This is a genomic window from Paenibacillus sp. NAIST15-1 (assembly GCF_001894745.1).
Taxonomy (GTDB): domain Bacteria; phylum Bacillota; class Bacilli; order Paenibacillales; family Paenibacillaceae; genus Paenibacillus_B; species Paenibacillus_B suaedae.
Map to the genome: position 1 here is coordinate 238,509 of NZ_BBYF01000005.1, position 20,123 is coordinate 258,631.

Here is a 20,123-nt window from a genome sequence, read left to right on the forward strand (position 1 = left end):
TTTGATCATTCAACAGTGTGGCCTCTTATAATTCCTTTTTAGTAAATAGAAATGCAGCTATATAGTAGGAAACAATGAACAACAAGATGATTCCGATTAAAATAAAATATAAAGTAGAATCACTGTGTAATCTGTTCTCGTTAATCATTTGCATAAATATTGCCGTAGGCTGCGCCAGTGCAATTAGGATCAGTGTGAACACCCCTTGAATAATAGACGTTCCTTTCTTACTAAGCGTATAAAACAGCGGCAAATAAATGGAAGCCAGGGCTAGCGTGATGGCTGCTGGTCCTAGTATATCCATGACCGTTAATTCTGGCTTGTTAAATGCCGGGAATACAGTTGTAACGAACAGGTGAATGCCATAAGATGCTAGGACGCTGACAAGGGTAATAATAATGCCCGTTATGTATTTCGCTTTTACGATATTTTTACGGCAAATCGGCAGCGTGACCAGAAAATTGTGGTTATGATTCTTTATATCGATCAGCGTAACGTGACTAAGCGTAGCGAAAGCCGTATAAATACCCACAAGGTGAACAGACGATGAATGCTTTGGTATAAAAACAACACTGAATACAACAAAATACATGAGAGGTGTCCACAGCGAGCTTTTCACAGCGATGAATTCTTTCCGAAGCAAGTTAAGCATGTACGCGTCCTCCCTTGGTTGTGAAATACACGATGTCTTCTAATGATGGTTTGTTGAGAACCGCATAATTTCCAAATAAATGATCGGCTTCCTGCCGATTATCTATTAAGCCCTCAAAACCAACGGCTGTCTCACGAATTCCGACAAATTTCTTTCGAACATCGGAATCTAGTAGTTGTGAGTCACCTTTCACGATCACGTATCTATCGAGTACATCATCTTTCGCTTCATTGAATACGAGCTTTCCGCGATTGATGAAAGCAATGTAGTCGGCAATGCGATCCAAGTCTGTCGTGATATGAGTTGAGAAAATAATCGAATTTCGCTCGTTCTGCATCATGTCCGCAAGAATATCGAGCATTTCCCTTCTAAACACAGGATCTAGCCCGGAGGTTGGCTCATCCATGATGAGGAGCTCTGCCTCATGTGAAAAAGCAACGGCAAGGGCAAACTTCACTTTCATCCCCTTGGATAATTGTTCGATCTTCTTATTCGGGGACAGCTCGAACTGTTCCAGATAGTTGTTAAATTTCTGCTCGTTCCACTTTTGATAAAAAGGCGCAATCATCTTCTTCATGTCACGAATCGTAAGGTGATCATAATAGAAGCAATCATCTGACACGATGCCGATGCGCTGCTTGATTTCCACTTCTTGTGCAGGCATATCGCAGCCTAGTATCTTTACGCTCCCGGAGTCAGGGCGAATCATGCCGAGCATCATTTTGATTAAGGTGCTCTTCCCAACGCCATTCGGACCTATAAGCCCGGTGATGTAGCCCTGCTTCACATCCAAAGATACCTGATCAACTGTAAATTCAGGATATGTTTTCGTTAAATTACGTATCTCGATTACATTCATGGTGTGTGCTCCTCCTCGAACAATAGCTTCATATGATCGATCACATCTTGTTGACTCATGCTTAATTCCTTACTTTCACGAATGATCTCTATCATTTTTTCTTCTAATTGTTTCATACGCTGCTCCCGAATGAAGTCTTTATTGGCACCTGATACGAACGATCCCTTCCCTACCACGGAGTCGATCAACTGCTCTTTCTCCAGCTCTTCATACACACGCTTGGTTGTGATGACACTAACCTGCAAATCCTTAGCCAGCTGCCGAATAGAAGGAAGACTGTCGCCTGCACGCAATTCCCCGCTCAGAATGCTCTGTCTGATTTGGTTCAATATTTGCATGTATATCGGATCGCTCGAGGCATTGGAAATAATAATTTTCAGCTTCTATCACCTCAATGCTGTTTATATCCATATAGTGTACATATACAATATATACACTGTTGTGGTAAGTGTCAATAGAGTATTTAGTGTATATATATATTATATACACTGTTAAACCCAATGTGCCTATACCGATTCGGGTGCAGCATCTAATAACAAGCTATGTTTTTAATACTTTTAATACAACGGATGAGAATATCCCACTCCAATTAATCCCTGGATGCCTCGAAGGAATTAAACAACTATGTAGAAAAGAATGAGGTGAAATAATAAAACGGCCGAGCGTCATTATTCGACTGCTCAGCCGTTTTTGTTATGAAAGGCATAATTTACGAGTTCAGTTGTTCAAATGTAGGCAATTGGTCACCCTACGATGAATTTGCTCCGCTTTGCTACGCTCCTTGGTTATCGTTGATGAGTGTTTTCGCTACTGTGTCCCAGCGCCACGGTACAGATTGGCCTTTCAGGTGAACACCACCAAGCCACGTATCGATGCCGTTCAGAGCTACCCGGTCTGCTTGACCTTCCAGAACTTGTTGCCCCTCTTTCGTTAACGACACCGTACATTCACGGAATGAAGGCGGTGTGCCTTGGAAATTCGGGAAGGTCTCTACTCCCTCAACGTGCAGAAGTGGATGGGTACCGCTAGTCAGCTTGTCCAACACATGCCAGTATTGCAAATCCCCCATTCCAAGTTCATGCAGCTTATTGCAGACATGCTTAAATAATTCATACGGAGAAGCAATGCCAAAATCAATCTGCTCCAAAGTGAATTGCTCGACAATGCCGAGCCCATTGTGGACAGATGGGAAATGGGCAAGATGCTGCTGGAATGCTGCATTCGCATAGGGCAATGCCGACGTATCCTCTCGCAGAAGCTGTACGAGTTTGCTAGGATCAGGAGATGTATAAGCCTCCCATAATGCTGACCCTAGATCGAGCTGTTCACGACCGACAGTTTGCCACGTCCCTGATAGTGACGCCAGCTGCTCTTCATTTAATTGGCCAAGCCCGCGGAATAATTCAATGCCTGGGAAGGATCCAATGCATAGCAAGCTTAGCTTTGTACGGCCAAGCGGCTGGTGTGCAAACCAATGGAGCAAGTAGCAGAGCATCGTCTGGTCAAATAAATCATGCTCGAACCACAACACAATCTCTTCGTATTCGGAAAAGCGAGTGAGCTGCTGTTCTTGTTCGCCAGAGAGACGTGTGAATTCTGCTGCGGGAATGCCGAGCGCCTGCTCCAAGTATTGAGCCCGTACCTGCCGATTGGAGGCTGCTGTGGGATTTGCGAAGTTCGGCCCTTCCGGGTACACTTCCCTCCACACGAGAATATCCCCTTTATGTAAAACCTTACGCAAAGTGCTCGCTACGTGATCTCCATTTACAATATGCAGCATATGTTTTCCCCCTTCATATAAGCTGTTGCATACATGAGCAAAATCAGCAACAGGCAGGATTCCTTTCAGTTTGCGTCGCGCGTCGAATAGCCGTTTTTTCAATACAGGGACGGATGTGCCTAAGTACGCAGAGATTTCCTGCAATGAATAGCCGTAAAAATAAAACAACTGTACCGCCACACGCATATTTGATGACAATGACGATACGGATTCATGAAGCAGCCTTCTCAGTTCTTTTTGCTCGACGATGTCAGCGATGCTCTTCCCGCTTCCAGCTAAGCCGGTCATATCATCCAACGGGACAGACGGATGACGTTTGCGCCGAAGAATGCGGTTCGCTTGGCGAACGACAATCACCTTGAACCAACCCGGAAATGCTTCGGTTTCTTTCAGGCGACTGAGGCTGATGAATGCTTCCGCGAATGCCTCTTGCACGGCATCCTCCGCCAACTGAACGTCGTGCAGCCGTTCATAGGCTACAGCATAAGCCATTGAAGTGAACTGTCGGACGATGGGATCGAACGACTCGCGGTCTCCTTGCTTCGCTGCCTCTATCCAATGGTGCACGCCCCCAACTCCTTTCTTTCTATCCATCTATACACTAGTGCCATGTAACGGCCAAAAGGTTACTTCAAATGAGATTTAACTTCATAACATGAAATTTTGTTCAACCCCTGCTCGAATATGTTCATAGGTGATGATAGCATACACATTGTTAGGCTTTTATAGGATCGATTGAGAAAGAAAGAAGGCCACCGATTCAAGAGTGAACGGCAGCCTTTCGAGGTATTTATCGTACCTAGTTCGAAGTACGTAGCAGAGCATGGCTCTGCTACAAGCTAAGCCTCCAAATGCAAATGATCCTCATGATTGATTACGCCCAGCTTTTTAGCACTTCGTGCAGATCGAACAAAGCTCGATGGAAACGAAGGAGCTGCTCATCGTTGAACACGTCAATCTTGTCACGGAGCAGCCGTCCAATGGCTTCTTTATACTCTTTGATAAATGCCGATCCTTCTGCTGTTAAGTGGAGATTGAAGGATCGCAAGTCCTGTTCGTCGTGAGTCCGTTCCACGAATGTCATTTCGATTAATTTTTGAATAAGCTTGGAGAGCTGCTGCTTGGACATGTTGAGTTCTTGTGCGAGCTCTTTCATTCCGATTGGCTGATTGCTCTCGATTGCAACAAGTGCATAGAATTGCAGCGGGCTCAGCTTTTGCATCACCGTTTGCTCAAATAGCTTCATCATTCTGCGTTCAAATAAGGGCATCATTTCACCCCACGACTCTATAATCTCATTCATAATCGCTGCTCGCATGGCATAATACCCCTTCGTTATCGATTCAGACATTGACAATATGGATATAATCGTGATAATTATGTATATAGTAAATAACTGTTTACTATATAGCAGTTTGAATACTTATTGTTTATAACCTATCTATCACCCGGAAAGGCGGGATGTCGATTGATTGACACACAGCCTAATTTTAAGCCTTTTATCTCATAAACACAAAGATAAGGGGCAGATTCAACATGAATAGTAACCAATTGAACAGAAAGATTGATTCATACATCCAATCCATGCATGAGCGTGGGGATTTCAATGGAAGCGTGCTTGTTGCTGTACAAGGAGAAGTTATTCTCGCCAGAGGATACGGGTTTGCAAATGTGGAGCTGAACGTACCGAATCAACGTAAGACCGTATATCGAATTGGATCAAACTCCAAGCCAATTACAGCAGAAGCCATCCTGACCCTTGCCTATCAGGGCCAACTGCGTCTTGAAGAACAGTTGACAACTTATTTACCAGAATTCTCTCAATGGGAGCACATATCGATTGAGCAATTGCTGACCCATCGCTCGGGTATCCCGAACTTGGTCTTACTTCCAGAGTTCCCGCAGTTTTCCCTGCTGCCGCATACTGTGGATGAGCTTATTGCCACCTTCTCTGCTCTTCCGTTGAACTTCGAACCAGGAACAAGGTTTGAGTATGCGAATTCGAATTATATTTTACTCGGGAAAGTCATTGAAGCGATCAGCGGCAAGAGCTACGCCGATTACGTAAGGGAATACGTGCTCCTCCCTGCGGGAATGGAGAATACAATGCTTGAGGATTCGACCACGATCATTGCGAACCGCGCAGTCGGGTATGAAGTGGATCCGAAAGGCAGTCTGCAACGTGCATCCCATATTGATATGTCGAATGCGCATGCAGCAGGAGGTTTCCTATCTACGATAGATGACCTCTATCGTTTGAATTTCGCTATGCGCAGCAAGCGTTGGTTCGAACAAGATGCGGGAGATGTATCGGGGAATATGTATGCTCATCATCACCAGCCATACGGATATGGTTGGTTTATCCCTAGCATTCCTGTAGTATTCCATCATGGCGGAATTAATGGCTTTACCTCAACTTTTGTCCGACATCTCGAACAGAATTTAACCGTTATTGCACTGAGCAATATCGTAACGCCGAATACGGCGGCGCTCGGCCAACAACTGATGGACATGCTGATGGAATAAACGTCCTCTTCTCTAATTTTGTATCATTCTAGAAAGTCGGTTCATGTTAGACATTATATTGGCTAAATAAAAACGGATAGAGGTTTCAGAGAAGATCTGAATCTCAATCCGTTTCTTTGTATGCGCTATAATTACATTACTTAGAGCTAATCCGACGAACGAAAAAGTAGAAGTCCCGAAATTAAAAAACCGCCTATCCTCGGACAGGCGGGAACTATAGACTTTCGTAGTGATTTTTAACCTCTTTTAGCGAAGCATTTCAAACCCTGATGATCCAGGTATAAAAAAACGATCGAATTCAGCTTATGATACCTTGTTCTTTTCTCAGACACTTTTGTTTCAAAAGAAGGGCATGACGTATAACAGTTCTGCAGAGCCTTGCTCGTTGCAATGAAGAGTCTTCAGTGAAAAAATCATCATTTGCGCTCAACTCCTGCAGGGCTGCTTTGGCCGCATCCCAAGCAAGCTCTTCCTCTTGCAGCAGATAATGCGCTGCTTGGTATCCGTACGTCTCCACCCCTCTTAAAACCTGCACTTTCTGCCCAAAGCTCACCGTTCGATTCATCGGGCTGTACCTCTTTTCTAAGAAGTCGTATCTCGCATCTGCAGGCTATGTAACTGCAAAACCCCCATCTCTTTATCACGCTCAGATTCAGGCCCTTCGTAGACTACTTGACCCACGTAGCGTGTTTTCCCATCGGATGTATCAAGAATAACTACGAGAGGTGTTGAGCCTTTCTTACTCAAGATATTGACACGATTGTGAGAGAGAACAAACGATTGGATCTTATCAACGCCAAGCTCCGATGCTGTGATCTGAACATAATCTCTCTCTTCAAGACCTGTGTCTAAGTTATAGCGTGATAACTGAATGGCATTTTCATCGAATTTTGCGTAGACCAAGGAATTGCTCTCTAGATAATAGTGCGTGTTAGGATTAAGTTTCTGCTTTGCGTTTAACTGCTTTGGGTCTGGCAAGGCATTCAGCTTGCCTGTTCGATATGAATAAACATATCTATGTATGGCTATGAGTTCATAAGAATTCATATAATCTCCATTTGATTTGACCTTATTCTCTTGAACTTGAAAGACCATATATTCATTCGGAGCAATGCCATTACTTAATGAGCCAACCTCAATTTCTATATCATTATTTGCGCTGTTCTTCCAATGGGTTACTTGCTTACCCTCAATAAGTGCGCCGCTCTTCATGTCCAACACATAGTCAAAAGATTGAAGAAACGATTCATCCCTCTTACCGTGCTGAATGAGTACATGCAGCTGACTATTGATGCGTTGAACATCGTCGATATAGATATAATCAAATGTGCTGTCAGTAGGGATTTCGATGACATACTGCTTCTCTTCATTCGTCTTCCTATTCAACAGGTCTACATGCAGTTGAAATTCCTTCTTTGGAGACTGACCTGATCCTATATTTCTATTGGCATAAATCAACCATTCATTATCCTTATAAAATCCATTAGGATCCCTCTTGCCCCTCATAAATTGGCGATAATCCCGAAAGAGCTGCCCCATGCCTTCCGAATTATTTCTCAATGGTCGTACGGACAAGAGCTCGTCGCGAAATGTCTCCCGACTCCGATATTTGCTTCCTTCCATACTAATGGATAATGATTCCAACCGTATTCCTCCGTAAATAGCGGAAAGCTCGATACCCGCTCCCTCCTTCGGGTCGCCTTGTTCCGTTACGAGCTTGTATGTCGGCAGATGATCCGCCGCACCGTAAGTATAATAGGTACACAATATCCCTAACGTACAAAGTCCGAGAATGATCGATAATAAGTAACGTTTCATCGTAATTCCTCCTTTACACGGTAATCTTCTTGCGAAGAAGCCAGAATCCGAGACAGCCGGAGATCACGGCAACGAGCAAGCAGGCACCAAGATGCATTCCGAATATTTCAATCGGATACCAATATCCATCCATGCGTAAGAATAATATTGGATACACAACCAGGATCGCACTACCTGCGAAATACGCGAACGCGTATAGAACACCGATTCTCCGATAGCTTCGTTCGAGTAGAACTGCAGTAAAGATCACCATTACAGCAACAATGCCTAAGCCATAGCAATATATAAATTGCTCAAACTGTTTGGGCAGTAGCATTTTTAATGCTTCATTCATCGAAATCGCTTCGACGAATGTCGAATCCGCCCGCAGTTCTGCCGGAACCATCGCCTTGAAGATCATATTTTCGCCGACAAGCAGCACCAATTGAAATGCAATCATACTAAATACAAACATAATAATAGCTGTAAGCTTTGATACGTATAGCATCCATCTCTTCGTTGGAAGCATCAGCAGCCGATAGATGAACGTCGATCGCCCGAACCAATCCCGATACCAGATAAGGAGGGTATATAACACCAGAACTGTTATGCTCAGCAGAATCGGAAGAAAGAACCATTCCTTTGTTTTGAGGATAGCCCATGGGAAGGTGAGGATATCAGGTAAACCTATATCATCATAACCCATCCCATTTTTCGCTTTGAAGGCTAATGCATCCTTGATTGTCAGAATGAATGAACTGAACTGACAGACCATCGTCACTACCATTAAGGATGCCAAAATATATCGGAATCGATAGATTTCCATATGAACCAATTTCAAATAGCGATTCATCCCCTATACACCTCCCTCATCACGTCAATGACGGATTTCCCTTCTGTCGTACGCATGTCCTCGCAGTCAAAGGCAAGCTGAACCGTCCCATTCTGCAGGAGAATCGCCTTATCGATCAAATGCTCCATATCGTCTATTTCATGTGTCGTCAGAAGTACGCCCCGCTCCTCGATAAGATCCGACGAGAATACTTCAGCAATGATCTCGCGGCTAAACATATCAATGCCTGAGAATGGTTCATCCATTAAGATATAATCCGTACCCTGCGATAAACCAAGCAGCAGACTATATTTCGCAGCAGTCCCTTTGGACAGATTACCTACGCGCTCCGACCGATCCAATTTGAAAAAATCCAATAATTCCTTCGCTCGCGCCTCATTCCAATTCTGGTAGAAATCTTTCATAAATTGCATCCCGTCTGACAACTTCATCCCCATAGGTACTGTCGGATGATCTGGTACAAAAGCTACCTTCTCATACATCGCTGGCCCAACAGACTTGCCATCAATGCGAATCGTGCCGCTCTTTGGTGGGATAAGTCCCATAATTGATTTCAGAATCGTGGATTTCCCAGCTCCATTGATTCCGATCAGGCATGTAATCTGCCCCTTTTCGGCTGTTAAGGATATACCGTTCAGCACCTTGCGCCCACGATAACGTTTATGTAAATCGACAACCTCAATCATCAGAGTTCCCCCCTTCTGCTTGGTTCGTACGCGCACGTTCCTCTACATACTTCGCTCGGACAAGATCCAGCAGTTCATCGACAGGCACATCAATTCTCCCTACTGTCACGACAAAAGCCTCTACTGCATCTTCTATAAGTTCCGAACGAATTGCTCGCAGAATATCCGCTTCTTCCGTAATCCGACTCGGTGAGTTCCCTTCCGTTATAATCAACCGCTGCTCCTCCATTTCCTTGTAGGCTTTTTGCGCCGTATTTGGGTTTATTTTGAGCAATGCTCCGAGCTCTCTGCGGGAAGGAATAACCTGCCCTGCCTTTAATCGGCCTGTTGCGATCCGCTCCTTGAAATGCCTTACAACTTGCAAATAGACAGGGTCACGGTTATTAAAGACCACACTCGTCCACCCTTCATTCATCTCTATGATCACCCCTCGCATTTATCGCCAAGTGTGTGTACTATGTAGTTCATACACTTCATGGGTGTATTATGCCCGTAATACACAACGAATGTCAATAGTTAGATTTTATCCCTTTCTCTAATTGTCAGCACGAACCTACCCACTTTTCGATTTGTTGCCAATGTTCGTCTCTCTTTTTGCGTATATGGTACCTGTGAAATTGATAGGAGAAGCGTCCTTTTTTATTTGAAAAAATATTTCATCTTTTAAAAATATATTGAAAATTTTAATCGAAAGATAATATAATAGTTACCAATCCCCATATTATGGAATGGTGGTGATAAATAAGGTAGCGCAAATGTGGATGCCAATTGTGTTTTGAAAGCGGTGTCATCTTGTCTTATTGATTATCATTTTGGGAGGGAAATAATTGAAACGACTTCAAACAATCCAATGGAAAAAGCTATCGCTCACTCTCACTGTCGCCTCATTGGCGGCCGCAGGATTTGCGCCTTCGCTGCCTGCTCCATTCAATGTTGTACCGTCTGTCTATGCAGAGCAAGTCAAGTCGAATTCGCAGCAGCTGCAACAAGCCTTCGAATCTGCAGCGAAAGAATTCGGAGTACCTGTGAGCATTCTGATGTCCGTCTCCTACAACCTGACACGGTGGGAGCAACATAATGGTGAACCAAGCACATCTGGTGGCTTCGGCGTTATGCATTTGACCGACATACCGAAGCAGCAGCCAGAGGAACAGAATGCAACCGCTGAACAAGGCAGCACATCGGATTCGCTTGATGATCCAAGCCATCATACTCTTGCTGCAGCATCTCAACTCCTGAAGGTAAATCCAATCTTTCTGAAGAAGGATCCAGTAGAGAACATTCGAGGCGGAGCTGCGCTGCTGGCAAAATATGCGAAGGACATTGCAGGCAAACTGCCGGTAACGGAATCCGATTGGTATGGTGCTGTTGCCAAATATAGCGGCTCTCAAGAATTGTATTATGCACAGGATTTCGCCGATCAAGTGTTCCACACGATACAGCAAGGGATCGCACGGCAAACTCCGGAAGGTCAGGCGCTGCGCCTCACATCCAAGGAAGTAAAGCCAAACCCAGCCACTTTACAGAGTCTGCAACTGCATTCAACCATTTCAAGCAGCGCTGATTGCCCTTCCCTACTACCTTGCAGGTCTATTCCTGCAGCCTATCAGCAGAACGGGGATGACCCGTCAGACTATTCCAATTATGATCTTGCAGACCGTCCTAAATTCGGGCCAGATATTCGCTTTATTGTCATTCATGATACGGAAGAAACATATCGAGACACCATTGGCATTTTTGCAAATCCGAAGAAGAGCGTGGCCGCCCACTACGTTGTTCGCTCATTTGATGGCGATGTAACGCAAATGGTTAACAACAAAGACGTGCCATGGCATGCAGGCAACTATTACTTCAATATGCACTCCATCGGCATCGAGCATGAAGGCTATGCGATGGAAGGAGCAACCTGGTACTCCGAACGGCTTTATCGCTCATCTGCCGCACTCGTTAAATATTTGGGAGAGAAGTATGATATTCCGCTGGATCGAGCGCATATCATTGGGCACAACGAAATTCCGGGGCTTACTCCGAAGCGAACACCGGCAATGCATCAGGATCCCGGTCCATTCTGGGATTGGGAGCATTATATGGAGCTGGTTGGAGCACCACTTGGCGCCACGCATAGCCTCAAGGACATCGTGACAATCAAGCCTAATTTTAAGAGTAATTTACCTGAAGTTCAGGATGCTCCGCTCCAGCCGACGAACTTCGTTTATCTGTATAAGGAGCCGCAGTTTGATGCGGATTTAATTGATGACCCTGCCCTTGCCGTTCAGAACAAGAAAGACGGACTGAGCATAGGCGCTAAAGCTACGACAGGGCAAACCTTCTCGCTCGCAGGTGAGCTGGGGAACTGGACAGCAATCTGGTACGGTGGACAAAAGGCATGGTTCTATAATCCGGCAGGAAGCAATGCGGTTGCGGGTGCAGGAGAGCTCATTACTCCGAAAGCGGGCACAGCTTCTATACCGGTTTATGGTGCGGCCTATCCAGAAGCGGCAGCCTACCCTGCCGATGTAAAGCCGAATGAACTCGTACCTCTGCAGTACACGATTGCACAGGGACAATCGTATGTTGCCATTGAGAAGGTCAATGGCGATTATTACGAAGCCCCATTATTCACGAAGGATCCTTATGCGACGAATAAGCACATTAAAGGCAAGGAGGCATTCTATCGCATCTTTTTCAATCACCGCTTCGCTTTTGTGAAAGCTTCTGATGTCGATAAGGTGCAGTAACATTCGCTAAATGAAGAAGAGTATAGTGACTGAATTGCATGTAAGGATAAGGATATCCCATACGTGTGCAATGCTCTTCTCTCAGATATTGCTTGAAATGATATTGTATAATTATAGGTTACTCAAAAATGTCTCTAAGTTCTTATCAAAAACGAACGTCCCCAAGTTCTTGTCAAATAAAAATGACAAGAACTTGGGGACATAAAATAAACTGACCCATTTATTCAGAATACGGATAGATAATCTGATGACCTGATTCATCTGAGAAAGTTTGGGGATCAAGGTATCACAATTTTATTTGCTACAACCTTACCATCACCGTCACACGCTTAATCTTCGTTTCGACACCAATTTCGTTCCTTGCTTCTCCTCCTCTTGGGTAGCTGCCCATTTTACAGGGGCAAGTGCCCTTTCCCCAATCTCAGCATATTGTGAATTATGCCTAGCGGTAGCTTCAAGCGAGCTTTGCCAGAAGAGGATTCACGATGCAATGCCCCTCAAAAGATTAGGAGGAAAACGATGATATACCATCAACCTTACGTTCAGAACCCGGCCGGCGTGCCCAATCCGTCCGAGCAAGCATTTGAGCAGCAATCTAATAATCAAATTAGACCTCGCGATGACGGTTTTCAAGCGTCACACTATCCTTGGTGCCATATTCCTTATCATCACGGATATCACCCCATGATGTGTTGTCCTTGTGGTAACGAGCATCAAGCCGTAATGGCTCATCCCTGTGAGAATATGCACTCACCTACGAAATTTCAGCCCCTGGAGCATGAGCAGCACCCCGATATGGTTCACCCCTGGGAGCATGAACACTATCCATGCATGATCCATCCATGCATGCATCATCCATGGAATCCGTATATGGATGACCACCTTCATCCTTATCAGTATTCAGGGTGGGACTGTTGCGAGCTCGATTACCATCATGATTGGTTCCATCCATGGGATCATAGCCACTTGCATTGCCATCATCCGTGGGATAACTATCATTGCTAAGAGAAGTCCAGTCTCCCTTTCTTGAAAGGGTGGTTTCATCGCTGAGGACATGACCGTTCGCGTCAATGTCATTAGCGATGATTTTTTTTAACGGCTCAAGCTGCCTACCAATCGCAATCGTTGACGGTAGGGACCGACCGGTATAAAAATTAGTCCCGTCTCATCTCGGGAAGCCGTCCCGTAAAGCGCATCGCTGGAATTGGCGTCAAACCCGAGAAGGGGACGCCCTCCCATACCGAGAGCGGATGCTGCCAGCAATAATCGGTGCACGAGCATCCCGGCTTCCATTTGCTGTATGCGGTATCCCCGCTTGCCGAGCTGCGATTGATAGAAACTCCTCTTCCCTGCCACATGAAAGCTGAGTGGTACTTGAAACAAATTGATATTGGGAAGCGACATTCCCTCCTGCATCCGTTGCCGGTGATCTCCAAGGCACACCGACTGCAGCGCATGCGCAGTGCTATCGTACCGATAAGCGCCATCCGGAACGTCTTCGACCCCGTAGAAGCAGCCGTAAAGACATACACGGGGTTCCGGCCTCTTCTGCGGGTCATCCAGGTCGTTGCGATACGTGAAGGAAGCCGTCGCTTCCCGAAGCAGAGATGCAAGCCGCGAAATACCGATCGGCTTCCAGATAAATTCCGTCTCGGGTGAGAAACGGTTGCGGCAAACCGCCGCCAAATCATATGATAAGCGATCTACAGGCGGCAGAGGCAGTGCGGGCGCTTGATTCGGAATTGCTTGCTCATCTTGCCGGATCTGTTGAAACAATCGCGCCGAATCAAATCGGGACGCATCGCTCATCCGGAGCAGCATTGGATAATCGGCGCTCCTCCGCGACTTTATATAGTGATCATGATTGACCGGCGACAACTCCCGGCACAGCTCGGAGGCGGACACGATGTCCGTATCCTCGTTCCCACTTTCCATCCACCGGATCGCCGGATTCACCGATAACGGGATTACCGCATATACGCTCTCCTCTTGTTCTGATAGACCGAGCAGATGATTGATGGCTTGATCAAGAAATTGAAAATGCACGCCAGACGAAAATCTGAATCGTTTTGCGATTTCGAGCAGCTGTCCAATCAAAATACCGGCGTCCAGTCCCTGAAGCCGGTATGAAAAATTATTGTATTTATAAAAATTTTTCCAGTATACCGTAGATACGAACGCGGCTCCGAAGCAGCCGTTCGCGTCGCATCGATTACCGAGCGACCTCGCCAAATAATCGTCGAAATTCCCTTTGCGCAGCAACGCCAACCGATGATGTGCCGCATCGTAATGGTATACGCCTGCAGGCAACTCATCGAGCTTAAGATAGAGATACAGTTCACTCGGATAGAGCCCGCCTCCGGAAGGAACGAAGCGCCGGCACATCTGCAAGACGCCTCCCGATTCCTCCGACGCATCCCGTTCCATGACGGACTGGGTCAATTGTGCAAGCCCGTATACATAGTAGAGGAAATGTCCAATATTGCGAAGGGTTGGCACATCGGGTGTATCCATTCCTTCGAGCGTTATCGGCACTTCCCTAGATAGTGGAAACATTGGCAAGTCACGATAAAGCTTGTAAGGAAGCGGCGCGTACTCCCAATCCGTCTCCCAATCCAAGGGCTTGACCTTATCCGGATCATATTGCAAATGGTGAAGAAAAACGTCCAGATTCATTAGACTCATCGCTTTCCTCCCTGGTTTCATTCGTGCCGTTCGATAGCCGTATTTATGGGAACGGGTGCGGATATGGATTAAGCTGCTCGGGTGACAAGGGCTCTGGCGAATAAGACAGCTCTGCAGGAATCCTGAGCACTCTATCCAGTCCCGTCAACCGGATGAGATGCTGCCCGAACGTCATCGGCAACATGCCGGGAATGAGTACTTTCACACAATGCAGTCCGTTGCGAAGGGTCTCCGGAGTCGTCTGGTCGACCACGATCACTTCAAGATTCAATTGGCGAAAAACAAGCAGCATGGCCTTCAGATCATCAGTCAGATCGGCGTTCCAGCTCGTCGGTTCAAATGCTTCTTCGAACGTTTGCATCGGACGATCGTCATTCAGCAGAAAATCGAGCCTTTCCTCTGCCTGTTTCAACCCGTACAGCATAGAATGATCCTCCATCTGAACAACCTGGTACGGATCGTGAAGCATCCGTTCGTACTGCTCACGGTTTTCCTCGAATTTATCGCTAACCGTGAGGAGCATGCCTGCCAGCTCGTGGATCGCGCTCTTTGCCGCACGTATTGGATCCAGATGGGCGCCCGCGGCGCAAATGAGGTTCATGCCTCGCTCTTTTTTATTCTTCGCGAGCGCCCACACGCTTGGTATGCCGTGCTCCATTGTCGATTTATACAAATACAGTTCATAGCCCGACACTGTCTCCAGTCGCTCCGTCATCCAATTCAATTCCCGATCCTGAACAGAACGGAGATCCAGGCGAGGCAGGGGCAGACGAGCATACCAAGTCATGAGGAAGGAGTCGCGCTCCACCACTTCCAGCATCCCGTAGAAGATCGCTTCCTCCAGACTTCCGCCCAGCGCGCAGCCATTGGAGGTTTCATAGACGAATCCGTGACCGCAGCCCGAACTGTAATAAGCCAGCTGCTCCGGTACGAGAATCGGACGCTCCTGCAGAAACGAATAGCCCCATACCCAATCTATAGGCCTTTCGGGGTCGAATGACTTGAACGGGAAGTCAGAGCGTTCATACTGGTCCTTAGCATATAGTCCTACACGGAAAGGATTGAGCGCATGGTGCTGTACATTGAGGAAACTGTCATGAACGACGGATCGTTTTCCATGGGGCGACAGACCGCAATAACGCTCCAGTCCCTCCAGGATGGCTGTCATTTCGCTAACCGCATAGGAGTGGGTTCGACCTGCACAAGCCTCATCTCCGCCAAACAAGGGCAAATTGATGCTCGCATCAGCGAAAGGCGACACAAGATCCACCATTTTCCCATTCAAAAATCCGGTCCTGGCATCCAAGTATTCTTTGGCTAAAACATCTTTCAGTTCATCCATCGAGCGGCTGCGATACGTTTCGGTGCCGATTTTCTTGCTTGGCTTCAGCGCAATGCGGGCCAGCTCCTCATCGTCTTCCGGCAATCGGCCGCAGATTGGACATAGCGGAACGGGCAGGAAGAAGTGCAATGAGGTTTTCAACGTACGCATATCGATCAAGTACATCCTGCTTTCCGTCTCCGGCTGCCCGCCCATCAGCATCTTCACGGCTTCAGCCGCAACAAGGCGCGCCACCTGCAATAATCCCGTGCGAGACGCCCAAGCGTCCCGGGCGATTCCCCCATTTGACGCCAGCTTCTGCTGCAGTTTCCACGATTCCCTACGGTCACTTCCCGCCATCAGGAGCCGGGTATCCGCACATTGTGAGCACCCTTGCCCCTCTGGACGAACCAGTGGACCGACAATCCCCTCTCCGAATGCAACAAATCCGCGCAGCCAAGGCATTCCCGACTGTCTGAACCGATCTTCTGCCGCAGAATGAGAGGAAGGATCCCAAGCATCGTTCAACACCAGCGCCAAGTCTCCCGTTGCTGCTTCTCCAGACTCTATGTTCTTCTGCCGGATTAGTCGATAGCGGTCATCGGCAGACAATTGCTTGGTTACCAAATCCGCGAGCTGTCCTCCCCCGATGACCGTTACAATCGCGCTCAATGCGTCTCCTCCTCTCGCAACGACACGCCGAACACGCCTGCCAGTTCTTCTTTCATGAACGATTCTGTCGACAAATCAACGATCGCGATCCGCTTACGGTTCAAGTGCAGCATCTGCCGTACAGACTGCATTATCGTGCCGTATTCCGATTCATCGAAGCCGGGGATCGTCAGACTCTGTGCCAAGGCATCTTCCACCATGACCGAAGAGCGTTCTAGGATTTGGCCTTGGATGTCCGCCGGATCGTTTTGTATTTTCATCAGCGCCTGTCGGAGCGCTTCTCGCAGTGCCATCGTGCGGTTGACTCCGACCCCGCCGTACCAGTACCCGTTCGTACCGACCCAGAAGACTGGGAAGCCCGCCGCTTCTTGTCCCAATCCGATTACCGGGGTGTCCTGCATCGTAGTCAATGCACGCAAGCAATAGCGGCAATATTCGTCTTCAACCTCGCTTAGCTTGATTGGATTAACGGAGGGTATGCTGGATTCGGAACGACTTTTCAGCTCCTCGAATAGACACTTCCGCAATCCGCGAAGGACCGCTTCCGCAACGGTCTCTCCCGCTCCAACCCCTACATATTCATGGGACTGCGACTCGAGCGGGCTAGCAGAATCCGGCTGCGCAGGACTGGCAGCCTTCAGAACACCGGCCATTCGCGACACGTACGCCTCGATGCCTGCCAAGCCTGCTTCCTTCCTGGCTTCATGGTGCGTCATTCCCGAACAGACGATCTGCGGCAGAAGCTCAGCGGGGCCTTCCGACAGCGGGTCGACTGCCTGGACGCGACACTGTGAGAGCGGAAGCTGCTTCGAGTCCCCTTCCTCCCACCGGTGAAGAATGCCGGTCTCCGTCGAAGTCAAGCGATAGAAATAGGAGAAGAGTCGGTCTGATTCCTGCCGCTCCGCACATGGATCGATTGGAAGGTCAAACGGATCCGTTGGCTCGACCTGACGAAGACCTGTGACTAGCGGATGAGGAAGTAACGAATGCCACTCGCCAACTAATGTTTCCGGATTCAGCAGAAACAGCTTTCCGTTCAATTCCGAAGCCGTCCCCGTAACGGTCTTAAACCATTCGAATACGAGCACATTCGCTAGCATGGCTTCCGGCGTGGTAGAGACGGCGGACGGCCGATCCGCATCGCCAAGGGCGGTTCGGTGTATCCTGCGCCATGCGGATTCGAAGCAGACATCCGAATCCGGGTGCACCAACGGCCCTGCTATGCCCAACTGTGGCAAATAGATGGCGGGCAGCAGTGGCTTCTTCGCGTCCCTGCAGGCCGCATGCAATGCTCTAAGCTCTCGGGGATCGTCAACCTGAGCGACATATAGAACGGAATCCGCCAGCTGCACGACTTCTTGCCAATCGAGGAATCCGTCGTTAGACGGTAAGATCTCCTCAACCTTGATCTCGCTGTTCGATAGACGCGCAGTCGCCGTCAGTTCGGAGATCCGCTGCCGATCCGTGGTCGTCTGGTTCGTGATCAGCATACGAAACCGGGGCAATCCGGATTCCAACATGGCAGCAACGAGCGAGACAAATATCGGACCGGAACCGACCGCAATCGGATTAGCCTGGCGATAGGTTTGAAAGCGGTGAGCGCCCGAACCGCCCAAGCTGTCCAGAAATTCGATCTGTGCGGCATATTTCCGTTCTACCGCTTCGGGTAGGTCGTGCGGTAGATCTTGGCTGGAATCTCGGACAAAGCCGTTATTGAGCAGTACTTCCGCGATTTCATAAACCCGTACCCTGTACGGTTCCGTCAGCCCGTCCGTTAGTTCCGACATGGAATAATCCCCACTAAACATGGGCATCAATTTTTCGATCCACTGATCAACCATGTCGCCTTCCATTCGGAACGAACCTGTATTGTTGCGAAAGTAGACACCTCCATTCGAATCTGGAAGAAAGAACGTATCCCCTTTCACTTTCAGACGCATAGAAGGATTCAAGTTTTTATTCCCCCTTAAGGATTTGCCAGAGGCAAAACCGCATTGTACGCAGGCTTTCGGTTATCCGTCATTTATAAGTTATGTAGAGCATTTTGTCCGTCATGCCAGAAACTAAAAAAGGAACAGCCCCTACAGGACGAGACACTGTAGGGGCATACCGTTTTCGTATCGCTAAGGGAGCTTTTTGGTACTCAGCGGCAGCGAGCGCAGCTTCCGCAACGTGCGCAGCTACTGCAGCGGGCGCAATTAAAGCAGTTACTGCAACGTGCGCAGTTGAAGCAGTTGCTACAGCGAAAACAGTTGCTGCATGAACAAAACCCTACACAAAAAAAGCAAAAGCCAACACATAAGCGTGAATCCCCTGCTCCGTTCTGATTTTGCCCCGACGCAGACGTCATCCCCGTCGAATTGAACTTGCCGACATTCAAGTTTTGCAGATCCTTCTGAAAATCGTTCATTTTATACCCTCCTCATCATTCATTTCACTGTACATGCATGTGACTATCGTTAAACGAAAATGTTAGAGCTGGATCCGACCGGCATGCTGCCCATCATCCATCTCGACTAGATAATTTATGAAATTGGTTCCGCTAGTGTTCCTATGACACCCGCCCACCAAAATATGGTTAGGCAGGTATCCCTGCTGACCGAACTCCACTATGAGCTTTTGGGATTTTCGTATCCTTCGGATTGGTCGTGATTCATAGGTTCCCATTACGCTGGCATTGATAAGGGAGACCACATAAAAAAAGCCTAATTTCTCGTTTACAACACTGAGAAATTTAGGCCTTTGCTAATTTATTCGTCGCCAATGTGATTTTCGCTAGTAGCCTTATAGATCTTGAGAGTGAAGCAAGTACAGTTGTTTTGCCAAGAAAGCTGGCGTGTAAGGCATATCGTTGCGCAGCCAGCCTACGATGGTTCCAATTAAGGCAGAGGAGCCATGCCAAATGGCAATATCCTTTTGAATGGCTGTTCGATTATTCGAAGAGCCAGTCTCCTTATTTTCGAACTTTGCCGTAATTATCCCGGTAAGCATTTTTAATAGCCGATCTGTAAAAATAGGGGTTCGCCTCGATCCTAAAGTAACCTTATAAAATGGCGCATTTTCAGCAATATGCTCAAGCATCCCTACTAGCTTCAACCAATCGTTGTCTTCAGGACTATTAGGGTGAGCAGGATTGCTATTCATGGCATGCTGAAGATCTTCAATCATCTCGTCCGCCATCTTGTTCAGCATGTCCGGGATATCGCGATAATGAAGATAAAAGGTAACGCGGCTGATGGTCGCCCGCTCAGCAATACCGCTGATGGACATTTTCTCTATCTCCATCTTCTGCAGCATATCAACAAAGGCATCCTTTATTAACTGCCTTGTACGGCGAATTCTTGGGTCTGTTTGAGATTTGGAATTGTCCGGCATTCAGCTCTTTCCTTTCCGATTCACAAGATAATAAACAATTTATAAATAATTTGCAGTAAATCTCCAGCTTACTTTACACTTTGCAAGCCAAATGATAACTAATTTACATTTTGTGAAAATGCGTTGATTGATCGCCCTAACCTGTATAACTATAATCTATTTTATACAATGTTAATTAT

At 47.2% G+C, this 20,123-nt stretch carries 18 protein-coding genes; 3 read left to right on the plus strand and 15 right to left on the minus strand.

The features are described from left to right. Positions 1 to 25 precede the first annotated feature (25 nt). From PBN151_RS14110 to PBN151_RS14130, 5 genes are all read right to left on the minus strand, one after another. A complete protein-coding gene (locus tag PBN151_RS14110) occupies positions 26 to 652 on the minus strand; it encodes an ABC-2 transporter permease (RefSeq protein WP_072729467.1) in 627 nt (208 codons plus the stop codon). Continuing rightward, positions 645 to 1,511, minus strand: a complete 867-nt coding sequence (locus PBN151_RS14115; protein WP_072729468.1) for an ABC transporter ATP-binding protein — start codon at positions 1,509 to 1,511, stop codon at positions 645 to 647. Before PBN151_RS14115 ends, PBN151_RS14110 begins: the two co-directional genes overlap by 8 nt. Continuing rightward, on the minus strand, positions 1,508 to 1,891 hold the full coding sequence (locus PBN151_RS14120) for a GntR family transcriptional regulator (RefSeq protein ID WP_072729469.1): 384 nt from the start codon (positions 1,889 to 1,891) through the stop codon (positions 1,508 to 1,510). Before PBN151_RS14120 ends, PBN151_RS14115 begins: the two co-directional genes overlap by 4 nt. Before the next feature lie 392 nt (positions 1,892 to 2,283). Continuing rightward, complete coding sequence (locus tag PBN151_RS14125) at positions 2,284 to 3,858, minus strand: sigma-70 family RNA polymerase sigma factor (protein ID WP_139295346.1); 1,575 nt, start codon at positions 3,856 to 3,858, stop codon at positions 2,284 to 2,286. A 307-nt stretch (positions 3,859 to 4,165) separates the two neighbouring features. Further along, the gene (locus PBN151_RS14130) at positions 4,166 to 4,609 is read right to left on the minus strand and encodes a MarR family winged helix-turn-helix transcriptional regulator (protein WP_072729471.1); all 444 of its coding nucleotides are present in this window, start codon (positions 4,607 to 4,609) and stop codon (positions 4,166 to 4,168) included. A 218-nt stretch (positions 4,610 to 4,827) separates the two neighbouring features. Between PBN151_RS14130 and PBN151_RS14135 the strand changes: the two genes are divergently transcribed. After that, positions 4,828 to 5,817, plus strand: coding sequence for a serine hydrolase domain-containing protein (locus PBN151_RS14135; RefSeq protein WP_072729472.1), 990 nt, complete (start codon positions 4,828 to 4,830; stop codon positions 5,815 to 5,817). A 298-nt stretch (positions 5,818 to 6,115) separates the two neighbouring features. Here the strand turns inward: PBN151_RS14135 and PBN151_RS14140 are convergent, their stop codons facing one another. Genes PBN151_RS14140 through PBN151_RS14160 form a run of 5 tightly spaced genes read right to left on the minus strand, consistent with a single transcriptional unit; the run spans position 6,116 to position 9,568 of the window. Beyond that, entirely contained in the window at positions 6,116 to 6,382 is a 267-nt protein-coding gene (locus tag PBN151_RS14140) for a hypothetical protein (RefSeq protein WP_072729473.1), read from the minus strand. Between the two features lie 17 nt (positions 6,383 to 6,399). Beyond that, positions 6,400 to 7,635 (minus strand): hypothetical protein, encoded by a 1,236-nt coding sequence (locus PBN151_RS14145; RefSeq protein ID WP_072729474.1) that lies wholly within the window; start codon positions 7,633 to 7,635, stop codon positions 6,400 to 6,402. Positions 7,636 to 7,648: 13 nt separating this feature from the next. After that, positions 7,649 to 8,467, minus strand: a complete 819-nt coding sequence (locus PBN151_RS14150; protein ID WP_072729475.1) for a hypothetical protein — start codon at positions 8,465 to 8,467, stop codon at positions 7,649 to 7,651. Beyond that, the gene (locus PBN151_RS14155; RefSeq protein WP_072729476.1) at positions 8,464 to 9,153 is read right to left on the minus strand and encodes an ATP-binding cassette domain-containing protein; all 690 of its coding nucleotides are present in this window, start codon (positions 9,151 to 9,153) and stop codon (positions 8,464 to 8,466) included. The genes PBN151_RS14150 and PBN151_RS14155 overlap by 4 nt, the downstream gene beginning before the upstream one ends. Next, positions 9,146 to 9,568 carry a GntR family transcriptional regulator gene (locus PBN151_RS14160; protein WP_072729477.1) on the minus strand — a complete coding sequence of 141 codons (423 nt, stop codon included), beginning with the start codon at positions 9,566 to 9,568 and terminating at the stop codon, positions 9,146 to 9,148. Before PBN151_RS14160 ends, PBN151_RS14155 begins: the two co-directional genes overlap by 8 nt. A 412-nt stretch (positions 9,569 to 9,980) precedes the next feature. Between PBN151_RS14160 and PBN151_RS14165 the strand changes: the two genes are divergently transcribed. Then, positions 9,981 to 11,891: an N-acetylmuramoyl-L-alanine amidase gene (locus PBN151_RS14165; protein WP_072729478.1), complete on the plus strand. Its 1,911-nt coding sequence runs from the start codon at positions 9,981 to 9,983 to the stop codon at positions 11,889 to 11,891. Positions 11,892 to 12,498: 607 nt separating this feature from the next. Here the strand turns inward: PBN151_RS14165 and PBN151_RS31300 are convergent. The 4 genes from PBN151_RS31300 to PBN151_RS14185 all read right to left on the minus strand — a co-directional run bounded on the left by PBN151_RS31300 (position 12,499) and on the right by PBN151_RS14185 (position 18,521). Next, complete coding sequence (locus tag PBN151_RS31300; protein ID WP_174808331.1) at positions 12,499 to 12,645, minus strand: hypothetical protein; 147 nt, start codon at positions 12,643 to 12,645, stop codon at positions 12,499 to 12,501. 338 nt (positions 12,646 to 12,983) lie between these two features. Further along, positions 12,984 to 14,576: a SagB family peptide dehydrogenase gene (locus PBN151_RS14175; RefSeq protein WP_072729480.1), complete on the minus strand. Its 1,593-nt coding sequence runs from the start codon at positions 14,574 to 14,576 to the stop codon at positions 12,984 to 12,986. Between the two features lie 43 nt (positions 14,577 to 14,619). Then, the gene (locus PBN151_RS14180) at positions 14,620 to 16,569 is read right to left on the minus strand and encodes a TOMM precursor leader peptide-binding protein (protein WP_072729481.1); all 1,950 of its coding nucleotides are present in this window, start codon (positions 16,567 to 16,569) and stop codon (positions 14,620 to 14,622) included. Beyond that, the gene (locus PBN151_RS14185) at positions 16,566 to 18,521 is read right to left on the minus strand and encodes a putative thiazole-containing bacteriocin maturation protein (RefSeq protein ID WP_072729482.1); all 1,956 of its coding nucleotides are present in this window, start codon (positions 18,519 to 18,521) and stop codon (positions 16,566 to 16,568) included. Before PBN151_RS14185 ends, PBN151_RS14180 begins: the two co-directional genes overlap by 4 nt. A gap of 101 nt (positions 18,522 to 18,622) precedes the next feature. Here PBN151_RS14185 and PBN151_RS14190 point away from each other — a divergent pair, with 101 nt between their 5' ends. Beyond that, positions 18,623 to 18,832: a hypothetical protein gene (locus tag PBN151_RS14190; protein ID WP_072729483.1), complete on the plus strand. Its 210-nt coding sequence runs from the start codon at positions 18,623 to 18,625 to the stop codon at positions 18,830 to 18,832. Positions 18,833 to 19,353: 521 nt separating this feature from the next. Here the strand turns inward: PBN151_RS14190 and PBN151_RS14195 are convergent. After that, the gene (locus PBN151_RS14195) at positions 19,354 to 19,944 is read right to left on the minus strand and encodes a TetR/AcrR family transcriptional regulator (RefSeq protein WP_072729484.1); all 591 of its coding nucleotides are present in this window, start codon (positions 19,942 to 19,944) and stop codon (positions 19,354 to 19,356) included. Positions 19,945 to 20,123 lie beyond the last annotated feature (179 nt).